Raw genomic sequence first — 25,265 nt, 5'->3', positions numbered from 1 at the left:
GTTTTTCATTTCTATAAGATATTTTTTCTAAAGCTCTAATGCTCTACCAATATTATTATCCATTAATAACTCTACTGGATTTTCTAACGCTTCTTTCACTGCTACTAAGAACCCTACAGATTCTTTACCATCAATTATTCTGTGATCATAAGATAAAGCTACATACATAATAGGAGCAACAACAATTTGACCATCTCTTACAATTGGGCGTTCTACAATATTATGCATCCCTAAAATAGCACTCTGAGGAGGATTAATTATTGGAGTTGACAACATACTTCCGAATACTCCACCATTTGTGATTGTAAAGGTTCCTCCTGTCATTTCATCTACAGTAATTTGTCCTTCTCTAGCGCGAATAGCTAATCTTTTCACTTCTGACTCTACACCTCTGAAACTTAAATTTTCTGCATTTCTAATTACAGGAACCATTAATCCTTTTGGTCCTGACACAGCAATACTTATATCCTGAAAGTCGAAAGAAAGCATTTCTTTACCATCAATCATAGAATTTACCGCTGGATACATCTTTAATGCTCTTACACAAGCTAACGTAAAGAATGACATAAATCCAAGACTTACTCCATGCTTAGCCTTAAAGGTTTCTTTATATTCTTTTCTTAAATCAAAAATTGGCTGCATATCTACTTCATTAAAAGTAGTAAGCATCGCAGTTTCGTTCTTTACAGAAACTAATCTCTCTGCTACCTTTCTTCGTAACATAGATAATTTTTTTCTAGACTCTCCTCTACTTCCTAAACCTGGAGTTCCCATAGAAGGTTTAGCATCAACAGCATCTGCTTTTGTAACACGACCATCTCTACCAGTACCTTTTACCTGAGAAGCATCAATACCTTTTTCTGCTAATACTTTTTTAGCTGCCGGAGAAGCAGTACCTGTAGCGTACGTAGTTGTTTTCTGAGGAGCTGGTGTTTCTGCTTTTACTGGTGCAGATTCTTCTTTTTTCTCTTCTACTTTAGGAGCTTCAGAAGATGCAGATGCACCTCCTTCTGGTTTGGCAGCATCCGTATCTATAAGACATACAACCTCACCAACTGCTACTGCATCACCTTCTTCTGCCTTTAAGGTGATAATACCGCTAGCTTCCGCAGGTAATTCTAATGTTGCTTTATCACTATCTACTTCGGCAATAGCTTGATCCTTTTCTACATAATCACCGTTTTCTACAAGCCATTGAGCAATTTCTACTTCTGTAATGGATTCTCCCGGAGAAGGGACTTTCATTTCTAAAGCCATAATTCTAAGTTTATACTTTATATCGCGTGAGCGAAAAATTTTCGATTTTTACTTTACCTTACTATTTCTTTTTTCTTCTTTGATTGTCTTTTGTTTTATCAAATACAAAATCAATCACTTCCTGATGCCTTCTTTTAGATCTTGTTGCGCTTCCAGCCGCTGGAGCTCCATACGGTCTTCTACTTGCAAATCTAAATGAAGTTGCTCCATCAAAATGCATTAAAATATGACTTAATGCTCCCATATTACGTGGTTCTTCCTGAGCCCAAACAACATCTTTTGCTTTACTATACTTCTTAATTAAAGCATCCATTTCGTTCACCGGAAGTGGGAATAATTGTTCTATTCGAACTAAAGCTACATCATTTCTTTCTAACTTTTCCTTTTGCTCTAAAAGATCATAATAGAATTTACCAGTACAGAATACTAGTGTTTTCGTGTCTTTTTCTTTAGCATCTGCATCATCAATAACCGTTTGAAAACTTCCATTTGCCAAATCATCGATAGAAGAAACTACCTTAGGATGACGTAACAAACTTTTAGGAGTAAAAATAATCAAAGGCTTACGATAATCAGCTTTCATTTGTCTTCTCAACAAATGAAACAAATTAGCTGGTGTAGTAACATCTGCAACAAACATATTATCCTTAGCACATAATTGTAGATAACGTTCCATTCTAGCAGAAGAATGCTCTGCTCCTTGCCCCTCATAACCATGAGGTAATAACATCACCAAACCATTTTGAAGTTTCCATTTATCCTCAGCAGAAGAAATGTACTGATCTATCATGATTTGAGCACCATTACTAAAATCTCCAAATTGAGCTTCCCAGATAGTCAAAGACTTAGGACTTGCCATTGCATAACCGTAATCAAATCCTACTACTCCATACTCTGATAAAAATGAGTTATAGATATAAAAATCTCCTTGATCACCTTTCAGGTTATTTAATAATAGTACCTCTTCTTCGCTATCTTCCACTTTTATAACAGCATGTCTATGAGAGAAGGTTCCTCTTTCTACATCTTGTCCACTCATACGCACATCATATCCTTCTTTTAATAAAGATCCATATGCTAATAGTTCTCCCATCGCCCAATCTAACTCATCTGTTTCAAAAAAGCGCTTATTTCTATCCTTTATAATTTTATCAATTTTTCGAAGGAACTTTTTATCTGATGGTAGTTTTGTAATTACTTCCGCGATTTCGGTGAGACTCTCTTTAGAATACGTAGTATCCACATTTTCCATCATCTCATCTTCCTGAACTCTAGTGAAACCTGCCCATTCATCTTGCATGAACGGCGTGATAATGGTTTTATCCTGCTTACGAGAATCTTCTAACTCTTCTTCCAGTGATGCTTTATACTCCTTTTCTAATTCCGCTACATAGTCATTGGTTATAATACCATCCGCGATTAATTTTGCTGCATAAATATCTCTTGGGTTTTTATGCTTAGCAATTGCTTTATACAACTTAGGTTGTGTAAAACGTGGTTCATCTCCTTCATTATGACCATATTTTCGATATCCTAATAAATCGATAAATACATCACGCCCAAAATTCATTCTAAAATCTAAAGCAAAATTAGTTGCATGAACTACTGCTTCGGCATCATCTGAATTTACATGAAGTACTGGAGAAAGTGTAACTTTACCTACATCTGTACAATATGTAGAAGAACGCGCATCTAAATAATTGGTAGTAAAACCAATTTGATTATTTACTACAATATGGATTGTACCACCAGTCTTGTATCCGTCTAATTGCGCCATTTGAACAATTTCGTATACCAAACCTTGCCCTGCAATAGCGGCATCTCCATGCACTACAATTGGTAATACCTGAGATATATCTTCTTTATAATGTCTATCTTGTTTTGCTCTTGTGATTCCTTCTACCACAGAACCTACAGTTTCTAGGTGGGATGGATTTGGTGCTATATTCATGTTGATAGCTTTCCCTGAATCTGTTTCTCTCTTAGAGGTCCATCCTAAGTGATATTTCACATCACCATCAAAGATCGCTTCTTCATAATCCTTACCATCAAACTCACTAAAGATATCTTTTGGGCTTTTTCCGAAAATATTGGTAAGTGTACTCAAACGACCTCTATGTGCCATTCCCATCACAAACTCTTTAACTCCCATATCAGCTGCTTTTTCAACCAAGGCATCTAATGCAGGGATTAAAGACTCTCCTCCTTCTAGTGAAAATCGTTTCTGACCAACGTACTTGGTATGCAAGAAACTTTCAAACGAAACAGCCTGATTAAGTTTCTTAAGAATATGCTTTTTCTGATCGTTAGTAAACTTTGTTCTGTTGGTATTAAAATTTACACGACTTTGTATCCAAGCACGTTCTTCAGGATTACGAATATACATATACTCGATTCCTATTGCATCACAATATATTTGTTCTAAATGAACAATGATATTACTCAAAGTGTTCGGTCCGATACCAATTATCTCACCTGCGTTAAAGGTAGTATTGAGATCAGCTTGACTTAAACCAAAATTTTCTAATGCTAATGTAGGTGTGTATTTTCTGCGCTCTCTAACTGGGTTCGTTTTGGTAAAAAGATGACCTCTTGTTCTGTAGCCATCGATTAATCTAATTACCTGAAACTCTTTTTGAACATTTTCTGGAACTGCAACAGTATCACCGGATTCTTTTTCGATATAAATTGTTTCTCCGGCACCATCGGCACTTTCCATACCAAAATCAAATCCCTGAAAAAATGCTCTCCAGCTTGGCTCTACGCTATCTGGGCTTTGCAGATATTGATCATATAAGTCTGCAAAAAATGCGGTATTAGCCGCATTCAAAAATGAATATTTATCCATATGTAAGTATTCAACCGTCTTTTTATTATAAAACATCACAAAAATACAACAATTACAGTATAATGAGTATCGAATTATATATATTTATTGTAACATTTTTTTACAATTTTAACAATGAAACTAATTCTTATTCATAAAATCAAAATTTCCGTATTAGTATTATCAATTTTCCTTTCCTTACAAGAATGTTATGCTCAGGATAATAATTTTTGGTCCAAAGTTAGAATTGGTGGAAATATTGGTATTGGTTTTACCGATGATACGTTTAATGGTATTTTAGCACCTTCTGCAGTGTATGATTTTAATAATCAGTTCAGTGCAGGGTTTGGACTCAACTTCGGTTATACGGATTCTCGAAATTTTACTGCTACAAATTATGGCGCAAGTCTTATTACACTATACAACCCTTTTCCTGAATTACAGCTCTCCGCGGAATTTGAACAAATGGGTGTAAGCAGGAATTTCGAAATTGATGGAGAAGATTTTAGTGATAACTATTGGTATCCAGCTCTTTTTATAGGTGCAGGATATAGGATTGGTTTTGTAAGTGTTGGACTCAGATATGATGTTTTATATGACGAAAACAAAAGTATCTATGCAAGCGCTTACGCTCCATTTGTGAGAGTATTCTTTTAAAAATTCCCTTTATTTAAGATAAAAACTTGGTAGTTTATCTAGAAAAATTACTTGTCATCTAATATTAGAGCTTATGAGACCAAATCTGCTTTTCTTTTAGTAATTTTATGATAATTAAAACATTAAGACCCCAAAAACATCATGAAAAACTTAGCTCTAACGCTATTAGCAGCAATAGCACTATCGTCTTGTTCTAGCAACAAAAAAGTAGCCACCTCTAATTTCGATCCTAATAACAATCCCTATTTTGTTAAAAAAGACAAAACAACCAGAGCAGGAGAAGTAAACGATCCAAAAATTCAGAAGAAAATAAATACGATTATCGAAAGTCATCTTGGTATTTCCATTTCTTCAATAGCTATATCTCCAATAACTAAAACAGATAATGGTTATTACTGGAAATTTTTAAATGTTAGAAATGGAAGTAGCTTTAAAGGATTTTCGGATCTAAAATTTAATACTGTCAAAATAGAAAAGAATAACAAAAAAGAAGACACACAGGTTTCGGACTTTTAGATACTCCTTTTACCAAATATGAAAAATACATTTGGGATTTCTATTCGAATAACTCTCTAGCTTTTTTTCTGCTTTTCTAAGTAAACGATATTTATATAAGATATCTTCCTTATTTTCAATGCAAGCTCCTTTATCAAATGCTAAGGAGTCAAAATATCCTTGATCCCACTCTGAAAGTATTGCTCCATGCCTTCTTTCAATACAAGCTGGAACATCATCTTCTTTAAAAAGCATTCGTTGTTCAGTAATTTCGACAACTTTTTCAACACTAGTAGAAGACACTCCTTGACTACTCTCTTTATAGAGTGTATTAAAAAAAATCTCTTCTGATATTACTGTTTTAAGCCGCAATGAATCGTTTTGAATAAAATAATTCTCCAAAAACGAATTATTTCCAAAACCTTGCTTGTATATATGCATCATCAATTTTAACTCATCCTTCTCATAATAATATTCAATTCTGCCAGATATATCCTCCCCACATTTATAATATTTTGTTCTATTCTTTAACAAGGTATCCTTTACATTAATTCTTTCTAAAAAAAATTCATAACGATCATTAACCTTATCAAATTTATCTTGACCATAACCGACATGGATAATTACTATAAATAAAAGCCCAGTAAACATCTTCATTTTAATACAATTAACAATTACTTCTTTTTATACTCTGTAGCATTTGCACTTCATCGATAAATCCAACAAATCATCTAATTTTTCATTTTTTATATACACTTAAACCATAAAAAAAATACGGTTTAATAATACATTTGTACAAGAAACAAACTCATTATGAAAGCAAAACTACTTATTGTTTTCTTAGGATTCGCAGCAGTAAGCTGTTCAGGTTCTAAAGAAACATTAAAAACTAAAGAAGTAAAAGTAACTACTTCTCAGAACATAACTACCCAAGCATCATCACAAAATAATGTTAGTGGAGAAATAAACACAAAAATCAATACTATTATCCAAAACTATCTTGGTGTTCCTATATCCTCTATAGCTAGATCTGATGTGCAAGAAACAGAAAAAGGATATCAGTGGAAGTTTATGAATGTAAAAACTGGAGAAAACTTCACCGCAAATTCTGATTTTACTTTTCACTCGATCAAGATTACTAAAAATAAAAGGAGTTAATAAAACATATACCTATTACAATTTTATTAACCTTATTACGCAGTGTTTTTTTGCCTCAAACCAAGCGTGGACCTGATTTTCTGATCAGGTCTTTCTATTTATACAGTTCTATTCATTAACTGTTTACCAAAAGTCTCCAAAACTTTCTTTTTGTCATCTGAAATTGACAAACCTTCTAATACATCAAAAGCCATTTTGGTATATTTCTCAATTTCCTGTCTTGTACTTTCTTTAGCACCAGTTGTTTCAAAAATGCCTTTAACTGTTTGAATCTTTTCTGAAGGGTTTTCTGGATGCAAAGAAAACAAACCTTCTAATTGCTTCTTTAAACTATCATCCCCATTTTCTATCGCTTTCAGATACAAAAAGGTTTTCTTATTTTCAATAATATCTCCTCCTACTTGTTTTCCAAAAGTACTTGGATCTCCAAAAGCATCCAGATAATCATCTTGCAATTGAAATGCAATTCCTAATAATCGTCCAAAATCATAAACAGATGATCTACAATTATCAGAAGCCTCAGCTATGATCGCTCCCATTTTCATGGCTGCTGCCACCAAAACTGCTGTCTTATATTCAATCATTGTTAAATACTCAGGAATAGTAACGTCATCACGTGTTTCGAAATCAATATCATACTGCTGTCCTTCACAAACTTCAATTGCTGTTTTTGAAAACAACTGCGCTAACTGTCTAAAAATATCTCCTTCATAATTTTCAAAAAGTTGATATGCATTGATCAACATCGCATCTCCTGAAAGAATTCCTGTATTTACATCCCATTTTTCATGAACGGTTTCTTTTCCCCTTCTCAGCGGAGCATCATCCATGATATCATCATGCACTAAAGAGAAGTTATGAAAAACCTCTATTGCCAAAGCTGCATCTAAAGCCTTTTTATATGAACCACCAAAAATTTCGCAACTCATCAATACTAAAACAGGTCTGAGTCTTTTGCCTCCAAGTGTTAGTATATAAGAAATAGGCTCATAGAGATTCTTAGGTTCTTTTTGTGTAGTATTCTCTGATAAATAATCTATAAAATATTCTTGGTAATCTGAAATGGTATGCACTGAATGAATTTTTGTGCTAAGGTATGACAAAAAATAAAAAAACAATCCTTGAAAATGAGATCCTGTGCACACAAAATATGTCCTAATATTTTGAATGTAAAAGTTTTCGGACATCCAAAAATTATACTCAAAATAGCTTTGCTGCAAATCATATAAACCTTTTACACATGAAAAAAATCACTTTTAAAACTTTAGCGCTAATGCTCACAATGATTATTACGTATTCTTGTGAGAAACCACAGTCAGAATACAGTTCGGTTCAGGATTCGGTTGGAGAATTTAATGACAATATACTTCCAAAATCGAGAGAAATAGCTCATATACAGAAAAATGGATTGGATGTCACACTTTTTGAAATTGGCGACGAAAATGATAATGAATATGAAATATTTCAACTTATTAAATTATATGATTATGACCTTTTAAAAAACGAAGAACTGATGATAGAAATGGAAAATCATTCTCCTTTCGAATTATTTATAGAACTCACAGACCAAGATGTAGCGATTCCTGAAGCATTAGCCAAAGCAGCTGGTTACGATGCCTTCAAAGCATCCGGAAGAATTATGGACTCTTCTTTCGAAAAGGTAGAAATCTTAGATAATAACTACGAAGAAATCTTTGAAAAAAGCAGTAGTTGTTATAATGAATCTGAAAACACTTTTAGAAGTCAGCGTTGTCAAGTTCCCTTGAATTCAAATCCTGATTTTATAGAATTCTGTGACTCACAAACCTGGACCAATAATACAAGACAATCGGTATTTGGAGGAAACTGGAGAAAATTAAATGAAGCTTTTACCTGGACAAATGTTATTTGCGGACAAACTACCGTAAAATTCTATCGATATATTAATTCATGGCAGCTAAGAAAAGAAGTAGAGCTTGAAAATGGTATATGGAATTCCAGTTACTGGACTGTGCATATTGTAGATCCAAGCTGGCCTCCTTTTAGTCCTGAAAGAAGATACGGAAGACGATTACGCGTAGTACGCGACCAATCTTCTACAGGAAGTTTTAGAGCTTATACTAGATTCCGAAAAAAGCTTTATAATTAATTTAAGAACTAAGATCTTGTTAAAAAGGCTGTCCAATTTGGACAGCCTTTTTCGTTGTACTTAAAAAAAACAAAAATAACAACAGTTCGGCCCTCTAAAATGACGATTCATGTTAGATCAGTGTTAAAAAATTGTGAAACTTAGGAAACTTTTAATGTTTTTAAAGTTTCCTCACGTACATTTGCACAGTAATTAAGTAAACCCCATATGAAGGAAAAAATAATAGAAAAAGCGAATGACATGTTCTTAAACCTAGGTTTTAAGAGTGTTACAATGGATGATCTTGCTTCGGAAATGGGAATTTCTAAGAAAACTATCTATGCGCATTTTCAGAATAAAACAAAGTTAGTTGAAGCCACAACCGATCATTTGTTCTGCACGGTTAGCGATGGAATCGATGCTATTTTAGAAGAAAATAAAGAACCGATTGAGGAACTATATGCTATCAAGGCTTTTGTAATGCACCATTTAAAAGGTGAAAAAACATCTCCTCAATATCAACTTCAGAAATACTATCCAAAAATTCATAGCAGCCTTAAAGTTCGACAATTTGATACGATGCAGGAATGTGTAATCGACAATTTAGAAAGAGGAATACGAACTGGAGTTTTTAGAGATAATATTGATGTTGAAACAATTTCCAGACTCTATTTTATGGGAATGACCGGTATCAAAGATCAAGAGATGTTCCCAATTCACACGTTTCCAGTTGCTAAACTAATGACTGATTACTTAGAATACCACGTACGTGGTATTGCCACAGAAAAAGGCTTAAAAATTTTAAACAATCTATTAAAACAACCATAAATTATGAGAAACAACCTTTGGTCCTTATGTTTCTTTAGCTTATTCATAACATTTTCTTTTGCACAGCAGACTCCTGCTTCTTCTCAATATTCATTTAGCTTAGATGAAGCTATAGAATTTGCTTTGGAAAATAGTTATCAATCTATCAACGCCAGACGTGATGTAGCTAAAGCACTTAAACAGAAATGGGAAACAACCGCCACCGGTTTACCACAAATAAACGCGGCTATTGATTACCAAAATCAATTAAAACAACCGGTTTCTTTATTACCAGCCTCTGCTTTTGACAATAGAGAAAGTACCATTAATACTGTAGAAGAATTTTTTGATTTAACCGCTAATGGTTCTCCAGATCCTCTGGAAGGTTTCATTCCAGTAGTATTTGGAACCAAACAACAACTTACTGCTAGTGCCACCTTATCGCAATTACTTTTTGATGGGTCTTACCTTGTAGGTCTAGAAGCTGCTAAAAGCTTTTTACAATACAGCAATGATTCACAAGAAAAAACGCAACTTAATGTTCGTGAAAGTGTGATCAACGCTTACGGAAGTGTCTTGGTATCGGATGAAAGTGTAAAGATTCTTCAGAATAACAAAGCTGCTTTAGAAAAGAACTATGAAGAAAGAAAAAAGGTATTTGAAAACGGTCTAGCCGAAGAAGAGGATGTAGAACAACTGCAGATTACCTTATTACAAATTACAAATCAGTTGAACAATGCAGAAAGGCTAGCAAAAATAGCTTTGCAAATGTTTAATCTTACCATCGGAGTAGATGTAGATTCTAATACCGTATTGTCTGATAGTTTGGATAGTCTAACAACTAAAAACATAGACAATTCTGTTGGTTTAAAACCATTTGTTATTGAAAACAATATCGATTACCGATTAGGATATCTGTTAACTGAACAAAGAAGATTAGAACTTAAACTAGAAAAAAGTAAAGCTTTACCAACATTATCGGCATTTGTAAACTATGGCACACAAGCGAATAGCGATTCTTTTACATTTTTAGAAAATGACCAGCGCTGGTTTCAATCTTCTATTTTGGGAGTTAGCCTAAACATTCCAATTTTCAGTTCCTTAGGAAGAAGTGCTAAAACACAAAGAGCAAGAATTGCTTTTGAGCAAGCAAATACCTCTTTTATTGAAGCACAACAACAAATCCAACTTCAGTACAATTCTACAGTAAGCGATTATCAGCTTTCTTTAGAAACGTATGAAACATCAAAACAGAATCTTTCTTTAGCTGAAAGAATAGAAAATAAAAATCAAATCAAATATACCGAAGGATTGGCTTCGAGTTTTGAATTAAGGCAAGCACAATTACAATTATACAGTGTACAACAAGAAGTACTACAAGCGATGCTTACCATTATAAACAACAAAGCCAAACTAGAAACAATACTTAATACACCAAATAACTAGACATACTCATGAAAAAAATACTTATCATATTCTCAGTATCCCTTCTTCTTGCCTCTTGCGGACAAAAAGATGGAACGTCTATAGAAAAAGTTATCGAAGACGGAGATTTAACTGCGATTAGAGCAAAGAGAAGCGAGATCGTAACAGAACAGCAGGAAATTGCCAACAAACTAAAGCAGCTAGATGAAGCTATTGCATCTCTGGATAGCATCAAAAAATTACCTTTAGTAACTACCATTACTGCCAAAGACACTTTATTTAACCACTATTTAGAGTTACAAGGAAGTGTAGAAACTAAAAAGAACATTGTACTATATCCAGAAGCTGCAGGAACACTGGTTAGAGTTTTAGTTAAAGAAGGACAAAGAGTTTCCAAAGGTCAGGTTCTTGCAAGAATTGATGATGGAGGTCTTAGTCAACAAGTAGCACAAATGGAAGTGCAAGCAGAATTAGCTAAAACAACCTATGAACGTCAGAAAAAGTTATGGGAGCAAAAAATAGGTTCCGAGATTCAGTACCTTCAAGCCAAAACAAACTATGAGTCTTCGAAGAATGGTGTTGACCAAATGAAACGCCAATTAGCAAAAGCTACCGTAACTGCTCCATTCTCTGGAATTGTAGATGATGTAATTACTGAGCAAGGAAGTGTGGTTGCTCCAGGACAATCACAATTGATCCGTATTGTTAACCTAGACGACATGTATATAGAGGTAGAAGTTCCAGAAAGTTATATTTCTAGTATTGTGAAAGGAAAAGAAACGAAAGTATATTTTCCAGTTTTAGGAAAAACAATCGATACAAAAATTCGTCAGGTAGGAAACTACATCAATCCAAATAACCGTTCGTTTACAGTAGAAGTAGCAGTTCCTAATAAAGACGGGATTATCAAACCTAATCTGACTGCCAAAGTTCAGATCAACGATTATACGAGCGAAAAAGCGATTTTAATTCCACAAAGTATTATCTCAGAAAATGCAGAGGGAGATCAGTATGCTTATGTAACTTCTGGAAAAGATGCAAAAAACATCGCCGAAGCAAAACGTACCATCGTAAAAACAGGAAAAACTCAAGGAGATTATATCGAAATTCTTGAAGGGATCACGAATGGTGATGATATCATTAGTGAAGGAGCAAGAAGTGTTAAGGATGGTCAGAAAGTAGAAATTATAAACTAACATCTTATGGAAGTAAATAAGAAAAAAGTAGATAAAGAATTTAGATTATCGTCTTGGGCCATCGACAACCCAACAACCATCTATGTGATGATGGCGATTTTCTTCGTTCTTGGGTTATCGGCATATTTCTCGATGCCAAGAGAGAATTTCCCAGAAATTAATGAAACTAAAATATACATTAGCGTTCCATATCCGGGAAATACCTCAGAAGATATAGAGCGATTAATTGTCGATCCGCTAGAAGATAAGCTAAAGAACCTTGGAGGTGTAGTAGAAATCGTATCCACTTCGCAGGAGGATTACGGAATCATCACCGTAGAATTTGAAGAAAAATTTACGGTTGCGGAAGCTAAACAAAAGGTAAAAGACGAAGTAGACTCTGAAAAATCTAATGAAGATTGGCCAACCTTTAATGGAGCTAAGGTAGAACCAAATGTTTTCGACTTAAGTATCTCAGAGGAAACTCCAATTATGAACATTAACATTACTGGAGATTATCCAGTTGATAAGTTAAAACAGTTTGGAGAATATCTAGAGGATGAGATTGAAGATCTAAAAGAGATCAAAGGAGTAGATATACGAGGAGCTCAGGAAAAAGAAGTAGAAGTAGCTGTAGATATCTATAAAATGATGGCGGCAAAGGTAAGCTTTGATGATGTCTTGAATACGATTAGAAATGGTAATATTACGATGTCTGCAGGTAATATGATTAGCAGTGGACAGCGAAGAACTATCAGAATTCTTGGTGAAATAGATCAACCTTCAGAACTAGACAATTTTGTGGTAAAATCTCAGGATGGAGCTGTTTATCTTAGAGATATTGCCAAAGTTACTTTTAAAGAGGAAGACAAAACCACTTATGCTAGAGAGTTTGGTGATAATGTAGTAATGCTAGAGGTTAAAAAACGCTCTGGGAAAAACATGGTAGAAGCTGCTGATCAAATAAGAGTGATTGTGGCTGATGCGCAGGAAAATGTATTCCCTACTGATTTAAATATCAGTATTGCTAATGACCAATCTACTAAAACCATTAATCAAGTGGATGATCTGGTAAACAATATCATTTTCGGGATTATCCTAGTAGTAGGGGTTTTGATGTTTTTCTTAGGATTTAGAAATGCATTATTCGTTGGTTTTGCCATACCGATGTCTATGTTTATATCCTTTATGGTACTATCCTTATTAGGATATACTATGAACACAATGATTCTTTTTGCCCTGATCATGGGATTAGGAATGCTGGTAGATAACGGTATTGTAGTAGTAGAAAACGTATATCGTTTGATGGAAGAAGAAGGTATGTCTCGTATTGAAGCTGCCAAAAAAGGAATTGGTGAAATCGCCTTCCCTATAATTGTTTCTACATTAACCACAGTGGCAGCATTCGTACCACTTGGTATGTGGCCTGGTGTTATGGGACAGTTTATGATTTATTTCCCGATAACGCTATCTGTGGTATTAGGATCCTCTCTTTTCGTGGCAATATTTTTCAATTCTATGCTTGTTTCTAAGTTTATGGATATAGGTGAAAGAGAGTTGACTTTAAAACAACTAATTCGTTTAAGTTTGATTCTTGGTGGATTTGGAATATTTATCATGATTGTTGGTGGACCAGCAAGAGGACTAGGAACCTTAATGATCTTTACCGCGATCATGTTCTGGATCTATAAGTATCTTTTAAAAAGAATGGCCACTTTTTTCCAAACAAGGATTTTAACTTGGTTAGAAAATACCTACCAACGTTTTCTATCTTTTGCCTTAAGAGGATGGAGAACCTATGCATTTGTCTTCGGAACATTCCTATTATTATTTGTGGTATTTGGAGCATTTGGTGCTTCGGTTGGAAGTCAGAGAACCAAGGTAGAATTCTTCCCAGATAATACACCAAATCAAATTATAGTATATATCGAATATCCCCAAGGAACGGATATCGAAAAAACGAATAAAATCACCAAGGAAATTGAAAATCGTGTATACGCTATTATTAATGATGAAGAATATATCGAAGGCGAAGATCACAACTTCTTGGTAGAAGCTGCCGTATCACAGGTAGGTGAAGGAGCAGGAAATCCACAAACAGATGGTGGTAGTAGTGCAGAAATGCCTCATCGTGGTAAGATCATTGCCGCTATGAGAGAGTTTAAATTCAGAAAAGGAAAAGACTCTGAAGAATTACGATTCAAAGTACAAAAAGCATTGAAAGGAATCTATCCGGGTGTTGCCATTTCTGTAGAAAAAGATGCCGTAGGTCCGCCAGCTGGATATCCTATAAATATCGAAATCGAAGGAAAAGATTATGATGAATTAATAAACGTTGCAGAACGTATGAGAAACTTCATCAATGAAAAGAATATTCCTGGTATCGAAGAACTAAAAATTGATGTTAATAAAGGAAAACCTGCAATGCAGGTAGCTGTTGATAGACAAAAGGCAGGTGAATTAGGTGTAGCAGCTGGACAAGTTGGAAACCAATTACGTCGTTCTATTTTTGGTGAGAAAGCTGGAGTGTACAAAAAAGATGGAGAAGATTACGACATCTATGTGCGTTTTGATAAAAATGACCGCTACAATACTAGTGCATTATTCAATCAGAATATCACGTTTAGAGATCAAGCTACAGGACGATTGAAAGAGATTCCAGTTTCTGCGGTAGCTTCCAAAAAGAATACTTCTTCATTTAGTGCGATCAAGCATCGAGATACCAAAAGAGTGGTTACGGTATATTCTGGATTACAACCCGGTTATACCGACGCAGGTGCTATTGTAGCACAAATAGAAACTGAGATGGCTAGTTTTAAAGATAAACCAAACAGTGTTAAAATCAATTATACGGGTCAGATCGAAGAGCAAAATAAGCAAATGGAGTTTTTAATGGGAGCCTTTTTTGCGGGATTAGGACTTATTATGTTAATCCTTATTTTCCAGTTTAGTTCTATTTCTAAACCTACTATTATCATGATTGCCATCTTCTTAAGCTTTATTGGAGTATTTGGTGGAATTCTGATCACTGGTGCTGCATTCGTAATTATGATGACCATGATGGGAATCATATCACTCGCAGGAATTGTAGTAAATAATGGTGTGGTATTATTGGATTATACGCAATTGTTAATTGATCGTAAAAAGGTAGAACTCAATATTCCAGAAAACGAACATCTTGATAATGATGAGGTAATGAAACTAATCGTAAAAGGAGGAAGAGCACGTCTAAGACCCGTAATTCTTACTGCTATTACAACCGTATTAGGTCTGATTCCATTAGCAGTTGGATTTAATATAGATTTCTTCTCCTTATTCGCGAATTTTGATCCTAAAATTTATATTGGTGGTGATAATGTGATTTTCTGGGGACCTCTTGCCTGGGCAGTAATCTATGGATTAATCATAGCAACCTTCCTAACACTGATCATTGTACCATGTTTATTCTTTATAGTACACAAGGTAAAAGTTTGGTTCAGTAGAAAAAGAAGTGCTACACCAATACTTAATGAGGAAGAAAAAGAAGAATTAGAAAGTGATGAAAGTGGCGAAATGCCGATACCATCAGCTACTTAATTCACATCTTAATTGTACCAAAAAAACGCCACAGAAATGTGGCGTTTTTTTATGCCCATAATTCAATAATAACCACAAGATTTTTTAGAGCAATAAAAAAAATATTGTTTTTCATGGTAACATTAACCTCCATAAAGACACTTACTTATAGGAAAGTCGGAAAAATAGCTCAAAAACAAAAGGATAAGTAAGAATAAGATTACATATTCTGTTAAAGTTCTGAAAGTTAGAATTTTCCCTTTGTTAAATGTTAAAAAAAACTTAAATTCGCCAACCCCAAATCAAGCCCCATATTGAATAAAAGATTACTTTATTTACTGGTTTTACTCACTTCTCCCCTTCTTGGCCAAGACCTTGGTCAAATTGGAAAAGCTCCTTTAGTCAAGATTAATGGGGGAATTTCTGCTAATTCTGTGTACTATAATGGCACTGCCAACAGAGAACCTTTTACTTACTTTCTTAATGGTAATTTAAATTTTAACATAAGTGGTATTTACAACATCCCTTTATCATTTTCATATACAAATCAGGATTTTGCTTATAGTACACCCTTTAAAATTAACAGACTTAGCATTCATCCTTCATATAAATGGGTAGCAACACATATTGGAGATGTTGCCATGACTTTTTCCCCATATACAGTGAGTGGACATCAATTTACAGGTTTTGGAACAGATCTTACCCCAAATGGTCCGTTTAAAATTAGTGCTTTATACGGTAGGTTTTTAAAAGCAACCGAATACAATTCTGAAGTACCCGAAGCAATACCCGCATACAAAAGAATGGGATATGGATTAAAAACCTCATATGATTTCAATAGATTTAATATCGGTTTGATTTTTTTCAAAGCAAAAGATGAAGCTTCTTCTTTAGAAATTCCGATACCCGATAATCTTAATATTGATCCTAAAGAAAACTTAGTAATCAGCCTAGCCTCTTCAGTTGAGATTACCAAAGGGTTAAACTTTAATCTAGAAGTAGCACAAAGTGCCGTTACCGAAAATCTAAACGATGACGAAACAGATGCAAACAGCAATCCACTAGGTTTCTTTATTAACGAAAAAGCCTCTACTGACTATTATACTGCTTTTAATGCGGATATTACTTATTCTTTTGGAAAAGGTAGTCTTGGTATCGGTTATGAACGAATTGATCCTCAATACAGAACCTTCGGGGCATATTTCTTTAATAATGACTTAGAAAACATCACTGCAAACGCAACACAAGAGTTATTTAACGGACGTGTATCACTTGCCTTAAATGCTGGTTTACAAAGAGATGATCTCAAAAATGAAAAAGAATCTCAATCCAATAGGGTTGTAGCAGCACTAAATACGAATATCAAAGCATCTGACCGATTTAACATTGCTGCTTCTTATTCTAATTTTCAATCCTTTACCAATATTAGAACAGCCTTTGATATTATTAACGAAGTGGACCCTGTAGAAACTCTTGATACCTTAGACTTTAAGCAGGTATCGCAAAACGCTTCTTTGAATCTTGGATACATCCTTTCACAAAGCAAGCGGAAACAACAAAATATCGGTTTAAATCTTACATATCAGACCACTAAAGATGAACAAGGCACCGCAGATGAAACGAATAATCAAACAGACTTTTATAATCTAGGAGCCAACTATTCCATAGCATATCCCGAAAATGCATTAACTATAAACGGTGCTGTAAATGCTGCTTACAATGTTATTGAAGAAAACGATGCCCTAACCTATGGCCCAACATTATCCATTAATAAACAGTTTTTTGACAAGAAACTAAGAACAGGATTTTCCGCTTCTTATAATCAAAGTTTAGCCAACGGAACTTCGCAAGGGAACGTCACAAACTTTAGAGCCAATACTGGTTATGTATATAAAGAAAAACATAATCTGAATTTAAATGCACTAGCCTTGTTTAGAAATAATACTTCAACAGCCAGTGCTAATGATTTTACGGTTACCCTTGGATATAGTTATTCATTTGATGTTAAAAAACCTGATTTACGATTCAGAAAAAGAGATCCTAATTCTTCAAATGATAAAAAGAATACTAAAAAATCAAAAGACACGCTACAGCAACTAGAAGAAAAGCTTGACAAGCAAAATTACTATCGATTCCGTTATCGAGGTATTATTTATGAAGGTAATGCCAATAAGGTTGCTGATCAAATAGAAACCATTTCAAACCAAGAATATTTCGATAAAAAAGAAGCTTTTGGAGTATCTAAATTACAAAATGAATTAGTAGAACTCAAGCAAAAAGCAGTATTGGATGAAGATTTCAAAAATTTAGCAATTGATTTTCTGGATAGTATTTATGTACGCAAAGATTATATCCCAGTATATCAGAACATATTGCGATCTACATTATCCAGTTTACGCAAAGAACTGGTAAATAAGGATCAGCAAATGAAGGATGTATATGCTAAAGCGAAATTTGAATTAGAAAATCATCCATTACACACACTCTCCGAGGCAGAAAGAAATGCAGCTTCAGAAGAAGCACAATTCGAATACATGAAGATCTATACCAAATATGAGGTAGAAGGAGAAAAGTTTGAAGCATATCTATTCCTTAGAATAGAAGTAGATCAATTATTAAAAGGTAATAAGGTAATCGCTAATAGTGACCATATTAAAAACATAAAAGAACGCACTCAGGAAGCTACATTTAGGATGTATTCCGAGAAAAAAGATTTAGAAAAAATTAACATATATTTAGAGGAGCAAATTATCATCTATTTCGACGAGCTATATCGCAGTTCGGATAACTAGTTGATAATTACCCCAAAACGCTTATGAAGAAACTATTATTTATACTAATAGCACTATTACAGCTAAAGGTTGCCTTGGCGCAAACTTTTCCTGTTCGTATTACTCCACAAGCCATTCCTCCATATCCTACCAATCTGTCTGGATATGCTAATTCTGGAATTACCAATAGTCCTCTAAGAGTTCAACTAGTATTAAGTGATGTAACGGCATCCAGCAGAGAAGTTCGGTTAGCAGTGGCTATAGAAGGCAATGGAATCAACGCCATTAGTGCCCCAGTAGTTATCGGAGCACCCACTTTAATCTTAGATGGAGGTATTCCTTTAAACCTAACGATATCAGAATTAGCACCTTATTTCGAACAACAAAACTTACAAGGGATATCCTCAGTACAATATAACAGTCCACTACCGGATGGATCGTATAGGTTTTGTTTTGAAGTATTTGATGCTTTTACTGGAAATCGATTGTCATCAAAAAATTGCGCCACTATTTTTCTGATCAATAACGATCCCCCGTTTTTGAATAAACCTGATAACCAAGCTAAAATAAGTGAGCAAAACCCTACGAATATTATTTTTCAATGGACACCAAGACATATCAATGTACCGAATGTTTCGTACGAATTTAGTCTTGTAGAAGTTTGGGATCCTTATATAGATCCGCAAGCTATTTTTGTAGCATCACCACCATTATACCAAGAAGTTACAACCAATACTTCCTTGTTGTACGGCCCTGTTCAGCCTTTGTTATTAGCGGGTAAAAGATATGCTTGGCGCGTGCGAGCATTTGCTACCAATAATGGCGAAGAAGTTTCGGTATTTAATAATAACGGAAATAGTGAAATCTTCTGGTTCGATTACCAAGCTAATTGCGAATTACCAAGTAATATTCAGGTGCAAGATGTAAGTATGACCAATGCTACTATTAGTTGGATTGGACATCCGGATCATTTAGATTATACGATAAAATATCGAGAAGCCGGTAGTGACAGATGGTATAGCAAAACTACTCCAAGAGATTATGTAACCATCGATGAATTTAAAGCAGACACCGTTTATGAATATAGGGTTGTTGGGAACTGTACTCAGAATAGTTTTGGAGAATCTCCAGTAGACACCTTTAGAACACTTAGCGAAGAACTAGCAGATTATGCTTCTTGTGGTATACAACCAGATCCTGTGGATCTATCGAATCAGGAACTACTCACCGAACTTTTTGTAAACGATGTATTTACTGCGGGCGATTTTCCTGTATATGTGAAAGAAGTATCAGGATCCACTTCTTTTACCGGAGAAGGGTATATCAGTACACCTTGGTTGGCAACAGTACGTATTCCTGTAAAATTCGAAAATATCAAAATCAATACCGAGATGAAACTGGTAGATGGTTTTGTAGTTACTACCTATGACCCAAACTGGGGTAGTATTGTAGATGGTGACGTTATCATAGATACAATTCTTGGCGATGATGGTGATGTTCAGGTGATCGATGTAGATGTAGATATTACAAATATTGAAATTGATGAAAATGGAGATATTATCATTATTACTTCAGATGGCCCAATACCAGATACATTTGATGGTGGTAATGACATCATATTTGTAGACAATACCGGAGAAGAGTGGCATGTAGATGCAGATGGCGATGTATCTAAAGGAGAGCAAGCAGAAGGAGGTCCTGCTAATTCAGGAAACACCGATGGAGTATCCAGTGGTGGTGTTAATGAAATTACGGCAGCCGGGATTACGGTTACCTTTAACAATACTAACGGATTTTATAGCTTCGATACCGTACCGGAAAATGCTGGTGGTTCCATTGCCAATGAATATGACAAAGTACCGATATCTGGCGGTGGAGAATACAACATCCCGTATAAAGCAATCGCTGCATTACCAGATCATCCTACAGATTTTGTAACTGCAGAAGTAGCCATTAGCACAAACGATCACAGTGCTTCGGATATTATTTTTAAAACCAAAGAAGGAACCAAAGTACAAGCCACCTGGGATCGCGATAGTACAACCGCAACCCTATCCCTTAAAAAAGCTTTTGATTTTGCCAAACAACAAATCATCGCTACGGTTAGACCTAAAGATTCTACGGATAAGTACAAAGTAGCGGGAGCAGCAAATTTATGGCATCTAGCAAATCAGGATGTAGCCACGATCAATGTAAAATTAATCTCGGTTAATGGCGCAAGTTTATCTGGTATTGGTGAACGTATCAATAAAATTTACAACCCAGCAGGCGTTCAATTTAATGTTACCTCTGCCTCGCCATTAACGGTATCAGATACCACCTTGGATGTAGGTGATAGCAGTTTACTATCACAATATACCGAAGGTGAAAAAACATGGATTAGCCAGTTTAAAACATTACCAGGATATCAACGAGACACCTATTATTTATTTGTTACTGATATTCCACCTTCTGATTCGGGTACAGAAGGGTTTATGCCTCTAAAACGACAATTTGGTTTTGTCTTTACTGGTGATGATAAAGGCCGAACTGCGGCTCATGAATTAGGACATGGAGTCTTTGGATTAGAACATCCATTTAAAAAATACAATACTACCGGAACAACAGACTTATTGATGGATTATGGTACTGGAGTGCGCTTATCTCATATGGACTGGGAAAAAATGCATGCTCCAGGCATTCAGATCTACTGGTTCCAAGGTGATGAGGATGGGGAGAATACAATAGTTTCTAAAATTCCTAAAGAATTTGCTAATTCAGATGGAACATTTACTTTCCTCACAGTGAATGGTAATTTTATAACATTACCTAAAGAAGCAAAAAATTTAAGTTTTGTTACAGGAATAGATAAGTTAAATCCATACATAATATATCCAACTGGAGCATTACAATCCTTTAAATTAGGTGGCAAAACATATTCCGCATTAATTGAAAAAAATCTTCCTGAAGGAGATTTAAATATTGAAAGTTTTGGCTTTACATATAAAGGATTTAAAAATTATGATCAAACGGGTAAAGATAATTTTTACAATTCAATAATCACGCTAGTTCCTGATGGCAACTCTAGAAAATTATTAAAAGTAAGCGCTACAGATTTAACTTTTAATGAAAATGAACAAGTTAATATACTAAAGTCTAATACATATGAAAAGTTTCAAAAGTTAACTTTAACCGAAAACCGATTATTAGAAAAAAAATACTCATATAGCGAACCAACTCCATATGATCCATCATTTAAACTAAATCAAAGCCTAGTCCAACATTTTCTTGGTAAGGATATTGCTTGGAATAGCAAATATTTTATAGTTTCCAAACTCGCTTTTCTAAACAATAGTTATCCAGAATTAGTATCAAACTCATATAAAGAGCTTAAATCGACAACCGATATATCTGCTTTAAAGAATAGTATTTACACTTCCGAAAAAGCATATTCCGTTCTTATGGAACAATCTGTAGATACCGATGATATTATAAGTATTTACCTAGATATTATTAATAAGGTTAGGGGTAAATTTTCTAATTGTTTAGAAACACTGTCTAATATCACTAGTACTACTCCACTAAATCAAGTAATAAATTGTGTAAGAAACCTATCAGATAACGAGCTAAAAGAAATTAGTATAGATGATAAAATTACTGCTTTAAGTATTTTAACAAATTGGAATGTCGTTACAAATGACAATACTGAAATAGAGATTATTCGCCTTCTTAAATTCACAAAAGATAGTGACATTGAAAACTTATTTGAGAAGCTTAAAGGAAAATCAAAAGTACAGGAAGACAAATTTATTCTTAAAAGATTAGTCTATAAAATAGACAATGATCATACTTGGTTAACCGAAGATAACTATCGGGAATTTATTAAAACAATTTCTACTCTAGCTTTAAAATCTGATACTTTTAAGCGTCAAGCATTAGATTATACAGACGAAGAGTTTATTAACTATAACATTAATTTTTATCATAGAAGTTTCTGGGATGGAGTATTTGAAATTGCTTCTTTAAGTTCTTCATTTCCATATTTAACATGTAATCCTGACACTACAACAAACTGGAAATCTGATGATTCGGTCACTATTACAATACAAAACAGTTTTTCTTGTAACTTAACAGAATTACCTACAACAGATCCCTTAGATGTAGATCCTTTTGCTCCTATTTGGTTTGTAAACAAATCTTCACTAAGTATGCTTAGTGACTATAATAAAACTCCAGTTTTATCTCCTGCTATAATTGCTTATTATGCAAATAATGTAGGAGACACTAAAAATATTATCGACGGTATTGAAGCTACTATAGACGTTGCAAGTTTGGCTACTGGCTATGGAGCATTATCAAAAGCTCCATCCGCTTTACGAAAAGCATATATCATTGCTGATATGGTTGGATCTGGAGTCAATTTAACATTAACGTCATCTTCTGAAAATCTCAGTCCGAATGCAAAAGCCGTATTAGAATCTTTAAACGTTTTAACTGCTGTAATTGCAATTGGAGAACTTAGTGATGGTGTTAAAAACCTTAAAACATTATTTACTAAAGCTAAACAAAACACAAAACCTCTTCCTTCTAAAGATCAAGTAAATAATTTTTTAGATAGACTTTTAGATGATAAAGTAACACCAGATGAAATTGCCGAAATCGGTGCAAACAAAATTGAAGAAGCTAAAGGTTGGTTGAGACAAATCGAAGCAGAAGGAAAAGTTAGCAATTCTACAGACTTAGCATTAAAAGCAAGAAGAGCGAGAGCTAAATTATTGTTGATAGCTAATTTATCGGATTATAAAAACATTGTTGCTAGAGGTTTTGATCTTGAAGAAGTGAAGATAGCTTTTAAAAACTTTTTCCCTGATAACCCTTCTCTAGAAAAAACAGCATTAGATCTATTCGAACAAGAGAACTTTGATGAATTATTTGATCTATTTAAAGCAAATGATATTAATAATTGGAATGGTGTTATATGGCCTCCAATGGATGGATTTAGAAGTATTGATGAAATTAAACCTGCAAAAGAATATATAGGAGAATCATTTGATAGATTTCAGGCATCTAGCAATCCCAGTCTTGGAGGATCATATGTTTCTCCAATTGAAAAAATTGCAAAAGAGACTGGTGATGTTGATGAAATATATTTCACTTATGACTCAAGGATGCTAGCAGATAATTTAACTCCAGGCACTTACTACTTCAAGTTTGATTTATCTGATAAAGTATCAGAAGCTATTAATCTAACAACTGGAGAGGTTGCTCCATGGTTCAAGACACCAGCGTCAATTTCTGGAAAACAAGTAAAAGCTAGTATCCCATTTCATAAAATGGATGCTAACTCTTTCGAAAATATTAGTATTGAACAGATTGCTCCTGACAAAACTTGGCGAAAATGTATAATAGAAGGTACTGGTGTCGTTACAGAATTACAGGAAGTAGTTAATAATCTTCCAAAAGAATTAGCCGATGATTTAGTAGATTACATTAATAAATCTGATGATACTCTTAAACTTTTCAAAGAAGCTAATCCATCAAAACTGGATAAACTTATTGAAGCTTTCAAATTATTTAGAAAACATAATATAGAAACACCGACTTGTAAATGAGACTAGATATATCACATACTTTTTCCAGCAAACACAATGACATAGTATTAATTGCTACAGAATATGATGAACCTAATTACGGTCGCTTCCATTGGAAATATCAGTTTTTAATAAATAATACTCTGGTAGAAAATCAGCATATGAATTATAAATATGGCGGATTATTTGGCAATTTGAACAACTTCTGTTTAGAATCAAAAGATGGAAATCACATTTTTCTTCCTTTAGAGAAAAACCCTCTTATTTACGAACCAAATGAAGATAACTACTTTGAGATTTCTGATGTAGCAACTGGAAAAAATAATGGTTTCTTAAAAAACATTTTTATTGAGGATAAGCTATTTATTTTATGCCAGCGTTCCGTACAGATTGTAAACCTGATAAACAAAAGGGTTCAAAGTATACTATTTCCAGTAAATCAATTTCAATTAGAAGATATGGAATATAACCAGAAGCTACTTATATCCTATCTAAATCTTAAAGACTCAAATAAAAGCAAAGGATATTATGATTTTGAATCTATGAACTTTAAAGACATCCAATCATGAGACAACTTAAATATATATTACTCCTTATTGGTTTTATTCTTCTTCAATTAGGATACGGTCAATGTCCTTTTACAAATTTAGCAGATGACCTGGACAATTCATCAGATGAATTTAAGACAATCTTAAATACGAATGAAGGTTTTAATGCATACAGAGTTTTAAGCCTAGCTAATGAAGAAAAAGCAATAAGAGTTAGCAAAGCCGCTTTAGAGAATATTTCAGATAATTTAGCAACAAATCCCAATACTGTTGATCAATTAGCTGATGAAATTAAAAACGCTGGGGGTTATAGTCTATGGAAGATTAATAACATTGAAGAGAATTTTGAAGATTTTTTAACTGTAAATGGAAAAGTTAAAAAAGCTGGAGATAAATCGATACTATTTAATTCCTTTTCTAATGATGATAATTCAAATATCCCGTTAAAATACCTAATTAATGAAAATCGATTTAATGACTTAGCTAAAGACCCAGACCAAGGGTATAATATTAAAGCATCAACTAGAAAGGAAGCAATGACTGGATTAGAAGCAGAAAGTCAAAATATATTATCAAATATTGAAAGAGGTCCTAAAGGAATAGAATTTTATGATAAGAATAGAATTCCTTGGGATGTTAAAACTCCTCCTGGTGAATATTTTAACGTTAATTCCATAGGAAGTGCAATTAAAAAGGAGTTGACAACATCAAAAACTATAGATGGAGTAGTCCATCCTCCTGGAAAGTTTATTGACCCTAATTCTGGAGATATAAAATTTAAACAAATTTTATTAGACTGCACGTATATCAATGAAAATCAGTTATCTGATTTAAGAAATTGGTTAAATCAAAGTGGCTTATCTCAAGAACAATTAAACCGAATTGTAGAAGTAAATGTTAATTTATAAAGTAA

Annotated in this window: 16 protein-coding genes; 12 read left to right on the top strand and 4 right to left on the bottom strand. The window is 34.0% G+C overall.

The annotated features are described in order from the left end of the window. Positions 1 to 27 precede the first annotated feature (27 nt). Both odhB and ABD077_RS06330 read right to left on the bottom strand, forming a co-directional pair. Positions 28 to 1,257 carry a 2-oxoglutarate dehydrogenase complex dihydrolipoyllysine-residue succinyltransferase gene (gene odhB, locus ABD077_RS06335; protein WP_343911515.1) on the bottom strand — a complete coding sequence of 410 codons (1,230 nt, stop codon included), beginning with the start codon at positions 1,255 to 1,257 and terminating at the stop codon, positions 28 to 30. Positions 1,258 to 1,318: 61 nt separating this feature from the next. After that, positions 1,319 to 4,105 (bottom strand): 2-oxoglutarate dehydrogenase E1 component, encoded by a 2,787-nt coding sequence (locus ABD077_RS06330; RefSeq protein ID WP_343911514.1) that lies wholly within the window; start codon positions 4,103 to 4,105, stop codon positions 1,319 to 1,321. A gap of 114 nt (positions 4,106 to 4,219) precedes the next feature. On the opposite strand from ABD077_RS06330, the gene ABD077_RS06325 reads away from it, so the two are divergent. Together ABD077_RS06325 and ABD077_RS06320 are read left to right on the top strand one after the other, a co-directional pair. Continuing rightward, entirely contained in the window at positions 4,220 to 4,741 is a 522-nt protein-coding gene (locus ABD077_RS06325) for a hypothetical protein (RefSeq protein ID WP_343911513.1), read from the top strand. A 141-nt stretch (positions 4,742 to 4,882) separates the two neighbouring features. Then, the gene (locus tag ABD077_RS06320) at positions 4,883 to 5,257 is read left to right on the top strand and encodes a hypothetical protein (protein ID WP_343911512.1); all 375 of its coding nucleotides are present in this window, start codon (positions 4,883 to 4,885) and stop codon (positions 5,255 to 5,257) included. A gap of 9 nt (positions 5,258 to 5,266) precedes the next feature. Here ABD077_RS06320 and ABD077_RS06315 read toward each other — a convergent pair whose 3' ends face one another. Beyond that, positions 5,267 to 5,893, bottom strand: a complete 627-nt coding sequence (locus tag ABD077_RS06315; RefSeq protein ID WP_343911511.1) for a hypothetical protein — start codon at positions 5,891 to 5,893, stop codon at positions 5,267 to 5,269. Positions 5,894 to 6,049: 156 nt separating this feature from the next. Between ABD077_RS06315 and ABD077_RS06310 the strand changes: the two genes are divergently transcribed. Further along, positions 6,050 to 6,394 carry a hypothetical protein gene (locus tag ABD077_RS06310; RefSeq protein WP_343911510.1) on the top strand — a complete coding sequence of 115 codons (345 nt, stop codon included), beginning with the start codon at positions 6,050 to 6,052 and terminating at the stop codon, positions 6,392 to 6,394. Positions 6,395 to 6,492: 98 nt separating this feature from the next. On the opposite strand, the gene ABD077_RS06305 is transcribed toward ABD077_RS06310, so the two are convergent. Continuing rightward, a complete protein-coding gene (locus ABD077_RS06305) occupies positions 6,493 to 7,467 on the bottom strand; it encodes a polyprenyl synthetase family protein (RefSeq protein WP_343911509.1) in 975 nt (324 codons plus the stop codon). A 167-nt stretch (positions 7,468 to 7,634) separates the two neighbouring features. Between ABD077_RS06305 and ABD077_RS06300 the strand changes: the two genes are divergently transcribed. The 9 genes from ABD077_RS06300 (at position 7,635) to ABD077_RS06260 (ending at position 25,260) form a co-directional block, all read left to right on the top strand. Continuing rightward, positions 7,635 to 8,522 carry a hypothetical protein gene (locus tag ABD077_RS06300; protein ID WP_343911508.1) on the top strand — a complete coding sequence of 296 codons (888 nt, stop codon included), beginning with the start codon at positions 7,635 to 7,637 and terminating at the stop codon, positions 8,520 to 8,522. 207 nt (positions 8,523 to 8,729) lie between these two features. Continuing rightward, positions 8,730 to 9,329: a TetR/AcrR family transcriptional regulator gene (locus ABD077_RS06295; RefSeq protein WP_343911507.1), complete on the top strand. Its 600-nt coding sequence runs from the start codon at positions 8,730 to 8,732 to the stop codon at positions 9,327 to 9,329. 3 nt (positions 9,330 to 9,332) lie between these two features. Then, the gene (locus ABD077_RS06290; RefSeq protein ID WP_343911506.1) at positions 9,333 to 10,754 is read left to right on the top strand and encodes a TolC family protein; all 1,422 of its coding nucleotides are present in this window, start codon (positions 9,333 to 9,335) and stop codon (positions 10,752 to 10,754) included. A gap of 8 nt (positions 10,755 to 10,762) precedes the next feature. Then, complete coding sequence (locus ABD077_RS06285) at positions 10,763 to 11,929, top strand: efflux RND transporter periplasmic adaptor subunit (protein WP_343911505.1); 1,167 nt, start codon at positions 10,763 to 10,765, stop codon at positions 11,927 to 11,929. 6 nt (positions 11,930 to 11,935) lie between these two features. After that, complete coding sequence (locus ABD077_RS06280) at positions 11,936 to 15,484, top strand: efflux RND transporter permease subunit (protein ID WP_343911504.1); 3,549 nt, start codon at positions 11,936 to 11,938, stop codon at positions 15,482 to 15,484. 293 nt (positions 15,485 to 15,777) lie between these two features. Continuing rightward, positions 15,778 to 18,255 carry a hypothetical protein gene (locus tag ABD077_RS06275; protein ID WP_343911503.1) on the top strand — a complete coding sequence of 826 codons (2,478 nt, stop codon included), beginning with the start codon at positions 15,778 to 15,780 and terminating at the stop codon, positions 18,253 to 18,255. Positions 18,256 to 18,278: 23 nt separating this feature from the next. Beyond that, on the top strand, positions 18,279 to 23,825 hold the full coding sequence (locus ABD077_RS06270; RefSeq protein WP_343911502.1) for a fibronectin type III domain-containing protein: 5,547 nt from the start codon (positions 18,279 to 18,281) through the stop codon (positions 23,823 to 23,825). After that, positions 23,822 to 24,373 carry a hypothetical protein gene (locus ABD077_RS06265; RefSeq protein WP_343911501.1) on the top strand — a complete coding sequence of 184 codons (552 nt, stop codon included), beginning with the start codon at positions 23,822 to 23,824 and terminating at the stop codon, positions 24,371 to 24,373. The genes ABD077_RS06270 and ABD077_RS06265 overlap by 4 nt, the downstream gene beginning before the upstream one ends. Further along, positions 24,370 to 25,260 carry a hypothetical protein gene (locus tag ABD077_RS06260; RefSeq protein WP_343911500.1) on the top strand — a complete coding sequence of 297 codons (891 nt, stop codon included), beginning with the start codon at positions 24,370 to 24,372 and terminating at the stop codon, positions 25,258 to 25,260. Before ABD077_RS06265 ends, ABD077_RS06260 begins: the two co-directional genes overlap by 4 nt. Positions 25,261 to 25,265 lie beyond the last annotated feature (5 nt).

The sequence above is a fragment of the Aquimarina litoralis genome (assembly GCF_039523995.1).
In the GTDB taxonomy this organism is placed as follows: Bacteria; Bacteroidota; Bacteroidia; order Flavobacteriales; family Flavobacteriaceae; genus Aquimarina; species Aquimarina litoralis.
Note: the sequence above shows the minus strand (reverse complement) of the source record. Positions and strands in the feature narration are given on the sequence as shown.